The organism is Streptomyces sp. NPDC051987, assembly GCF_040680735.1.
In the GTDB taxonomy this organism is placed as follows: Bacteria; Actinomycetota; Actinomycetes; order Streptomycetales; family Streptomycetaceae; genus Streptomyces.
The window spans coordinates 99,256-103,360 of the sequence record NZ_JBFAXI010000026.1; the positions used below are offsets into that span (position 1 = coordinate 99,256).

General features: G+C 72.4%; 2 protein-coding genes and 2 pseudogenes. 2 read left to right on the forward strand and 2 right to left on the reverse strand.

Features of this window, described 5'->3' with window-relative positions; genetic code table 11:
- Positions 1-357 precede the first annotated feature (357 nt).
- Positions 358-1,066: pseudogene (locus AB0M11_RS16890) on the forward strand (helix-turn-helix domain-containing protein); the annotation flags it as partial.
- Positions 1,067-1,350: 284 nt separating this feature from the next.
- Here the strand turns inward: AB0M11_RS16890 and AB0M11_RS16895 are convergent.
- Entirely contained in the window at positions 1,351-2,076 is a 726-nt protein-coding gene (locus AB0M11_RS16895; protein WP_365706001.1) for a sugar isomerase domain-containing protein, read from the reverse strand.
- A gap of 83 nt (positions 2,077-2,159) precedes the next feature.
- Between AB0M11_RS16895 and AB0M11_RS16900 the strand changes: the two genes are divergently transcribed.
- Positions 2,160-2,867, forward strand: a complete 708-nt coding sequence (locus tag AB0M11_RS16900; RefSeq protein WP_365706003.1) for an SDR family oxidoreductase — start codon at positions 2,160-2,162, stop codon at positions 2,865-2,867.
- Between the two features lie 9 nt (positions 2,868-2,876).
- Here AB0M11_RS16900 and AB0M11_RS16905 read toward each other — a convergent pair.
- Positions 2,877-3,686 (reverse strand): annotated as a pseudogene (locus AB0M11_RS16905) (IS5 family transposase).
- Between the last annotated feature and the right edge of the window lie 419 nt (positions 3,687-4,105).

Genomic DNA, 4,105 nt, shown 5'->3' on the forward strand with positions numbered 1-4,105 from the left:
GCGTCCCGCCCCGGCCTGGCGTTGCGTCCCGCCCCGGCCTGGCGTTGCGTCCCGCCCCGGCCTGGCGTTGCGTCCCGCCCCGGCCTGGCGTTGCGCGCTCTTGTGCGGCACGCCTTCCCGGGGCGGCTGCCTTCCCGGGCCGGCCGGCGTGGCGCGCCGTGCGGCGCGGGCAGCCGGCTGTGCCGGGCGGGTTCCGGGTGCCGGGTTCTCCGGCGGCCTGCACGGCCGGTGACCTGTCCGGCCTGGGCGGGTGCGCCCGGGCGGCCGGTGTCCCCGGGCGGCCGGTGTCCCCGGGCGGTGGAGGGCGCACCTTGTGCGGGCGGCGGGTCGGGCCGGGGCCGTCTGCGCGTCCCCTGGATCCCCGGGGTCTACTGGGCCCAGGCGTGCATCGTCGAGGCGGCCGTCGAGCTGCTGGAGAGCGGCGGCCCTGAGGCGGTGAGCACCCGCGCGGTCGCCGCCGCGGCCGGTATGCAGCCGCCGGCGATCTACCGCCTCTTCGGCGACGAGGAGGGACTCCTGGAGGCGGTCGCCGAGCACGGCTACGCGCAGTTGCTGGAGAGGAAGCGCGCGCAGTCGGCCCCGCTGTGCAGGACCCGGTGGAGGACCTGCGCCGCGGCTGGGACCTGGTGGTGGAGTTCGGGGTCTGCCGCCCCGAGTTGTTCGCGGTGATGAACAGGGCCGCCGGCCGGGGAGCGGACGCGGCCCACCGCGCGGGCCTGGGGATCCTCCACGGGCGGGTGCGCCGGCTGGCGGCCGGGAGGTGGCTGCGGGTCGAGGAGGAGCTGGCCGCCCAGATCTTCCAGGCCACCGGCCAGGGCGCGGTCGCCACCTGGCACTCCACCCCGCGGACCGCCGCAGTCCGGCGCTGCTGACCGTCCTGCGCGAGTCCATGGTCGCGGCCGTCACCCGCGCCGAGCCGGCGCTGCCCGCCGCGGAGTCCGGTCCCGCCGCAGCGGCCCGCGCGCTGCGCGCCGCCCTCCCCGGCGGCGCCGACGTCCTGAGCGACGCCGAGCAGCGCCTGCTGCGTGAGTGGCTCACGCGTCTGGCGGGGGACGGTGGCGCACCGCATGCCGGATCGCGCTCAGGCGCCCTCGGCGGGCGGTTTAGACGCCATTTCGGTTGGCGTGATCTTGCAGGAGTCCAGGGTGATGACTGCTGCGCTTGTCGGACGGATGGCTCTGGACGAGGTGTGGGCGTTGTTCCAGCGGGTGGTGCCGCGGGGCTTCGGGCTGTCGGGGGTGACGGCGTTCCGCAGACGAATCCCGTGACGGGCCTCGGCGCGCTCACCCGCGCGTCGAGATCCGCTCCGGTGAGCGATCATGGACAAAGGCGCCCAGACGTTTGCACGGCTCACAGCATCGGGATGGCTGCCCGGTAGTCGTCGAGGTATCGCTGGTTGACCGCGTCGCCGTCGGGAAGATTGGAGCTGCGCCAAAGAGGCAGGGGCACCTGGTGGGTTGCGGAGAGCCGGGCCAGACGGGCCAGTAGCAGGTCCCACAGGTAGGCGGAGCAGATGGTGGAGATCGATGCGGTCGCTCCGCTCGGTGTGGGCACGACCGCGTCACCGGGCGGGATGACGGTGTCGAGCACCGTGTCCGCTACGTCATCGAGCTTGGCGAAGGATCGTGCGGGTGCCTGTGCCATGTGCAGGCGTGAGGAAACTGCGACGACGTAGGCGCCGCGCTGCTTGAGTTCGTGGGCCGCTTCGACCGGGAACGCGTTCACGCCCGAGTTCGAGAAGACGACGGCGAGATCCCCCGGTTGGACGCCCGCCGGGGCGACCAAGGCCGCCGCCAGTCCGCTGACGCGTTCCAGCTCGGTACTTGCCTGGGCGCCGTTCAGCGGTAGAAGCGCCGGATGGAACAAGGGGCGTACACAGCTCAGTCCTCCGGCGCGGTAGAAGGTCTCCAGGACCGCAGCCACACTGTGGCCCGCCGCGGTGGTGTGCACGATCCGGTCTGCGCGCGCCACGTCGAGCAGCCGCCCCGCAACCTCGTCCAGGGCTGCGGTGTTGTGTTCCTCGATCATGCGGAGATGGGCGCGCATCGCGGCCCCGAAGTCGTCACTGAAGTCCACGGATGTTCTCCTTCGCTGGCTCGTGGCAAAACTTAGCACAGTGGTCTAGACCTCTTGCGTTTGTTATGGCTAATCTGACCTCCATGAACGATCCCGTCTTCCTGATCACCGGAGCCTCACGCGGTATCGGAGCGGCCACCGCCCGACTGGCCGTCGACTCCGGGTACCGCGTGGTCCTGGCCGCACGGACTCACCACTCCGTGGCCGAACTTGCCGCCCAGCTGGGAAGCCCCGACAGAGTCCTGCCGGTCGCCTGCGATGTCACCGAATGGGACCAGGTCCGCGGACTCGTCCGCCAGGTCCAGGACACCTGGGGCCGACTGGACGTTGCCTTCGCCAACGCCGGCTCCGGTGTGGTCACGAGCTTCCTCGGCGCCGGCGGCGCACCGCCCGACCAGTGGCGGGACATGGTCCTCGCCAACGTCTACGGCCCCGCCCTGACGGCACGTGCCACCCTGCCCGCCCTGGTCGCCTCCGGCGGTCACCTGGTGTTCACCGGGTCGGCCGCCGGGCGGGGGGTACGGCCAGGCAACCTGTACTCCGCCACGAAATGGGCGGTCAACGGCCTTGCCCAGAACATCCGCGCCGAGTGCGTCGGCACCGGTGTCCGGGTCACCCTCGTCCAGCCCGGCCTGGTCGACACCGGCGGCATCCCGCCCGGACGGGCCCACGACCCGAAGCTCGAACCTGGCGACGTCGCCCGCGCGGTGCTCTATGCCGTCACTCAACCCGCCACAGTCGACGTCAACGAGATTCTCGTCCGCCCTGTCGGCCAGGGCGCCTACCGCTAGAAAATCCTTTCACTTGGTGAGTCTGCGGTGACATATGAGGGTCGCGGCGATGGCGGTGAAGGCAAGGAAGTGTTCCGGTTTTCGCTCGTAGCGGCGGTGGAGGCGTCGGCAGCCGGCCTGCCAGGAGACGGTTCGTTCCACGACCCGGCGGTGCTTGCCCAGGCGTTGGGATGACTCGATGCCCTTGTGTGCGATGCGGTGCCGGATGCCGCGGGAAGAGAGCCATTGCCGCAGGTGCTGGTAGTCGTAGCCCTTGTCTCCGTGCAGCTTTCCGGGCCGTCGGCGTCGTGGCCCGCGGCGTGAGCGGATGGGTGGGATGCCGCGGACCAGCGGGACGAGGGCTTGGCTGTCGTGAAGGTTCGCGGCCGAGATGCCGATCGACAGCGGCAGACCGTGACGGTCGACGATGAGGTGGATTTTCGATCCCTTCTTGCCCCGGTCGGTCGGATTCGGTCCCGTCAGCTGCCCCCTTTGAGAGCTCGGACGCTGACGGAGTCGATCGCGCACCTCGACCAGTCCAGCCCGCCCTGGGAGCCGAGTTCATCCAGGACCAAACGGTGGAGCTTGGCCCAGACCCTGGCCTCGGTCCGCTCGGTGAACCGACGAAACGCGGTCACGCCCGACAGCCTGAATCCCGGCGGCAACGGGTTCCAGGTGCAGCCCGAGGTGGCCACGAAGATGATCGCCGCCAGCACCTCGCGGTTCCCTCGCCGACGGTGGCCTCCGCCCTGCGGGCGTTCCGGTGCCGGCGGAACAGCCCGCTGGAACACCCCCCCACAGATCTTCAGGCGCCAACCGTTCGACAAGCGCAGCAGTCATCACCCCGGACTCCGGCAAGATCACGCCAACTGAAATGGCGTCTTGAGACGCGGTGTGCGGCCGCGCCGTCGCCGCCGGGTCCGCCGCGGCCTCGCAGGTGCGCACGGCGGTGTCAGCGGGCACCGCGGCGCGGGTGCCGACCGGCTTTGCGTCCGGGGGGCTGCGCGCGAAGCAGCACCGCCCCCCGTCTGCCTGCCGGCCCGTCCGTCGGCACTGCCGCCGCAGCCGCGCCGGGCGGCCCGGCCGGTTTCCCGGCCGCCGGAGGGGGGCCTTCGGCGGGCTGCGGGGCCCCTGCGACGAAGGCCGGTTCCGTTTGCGTCCCCCGCACCGCGCGCGCCCTCCCCGCCTCGCCCCCCGGCCGCCTCGCCCCCCCGGCGGGGGGGGGGGGCCGCGCCGGCGGGGGCCCCCGGCCCCCGCGC

Coding starts and splice junctions, on each gene's coding strand:
- AB0M11_RS16900 (WP_365706003.1), top strand. CDS start 2,160: ATGAACGATCCCGTCTTCCTGATCACCGGAGCCTCACGCGGTATCGGA.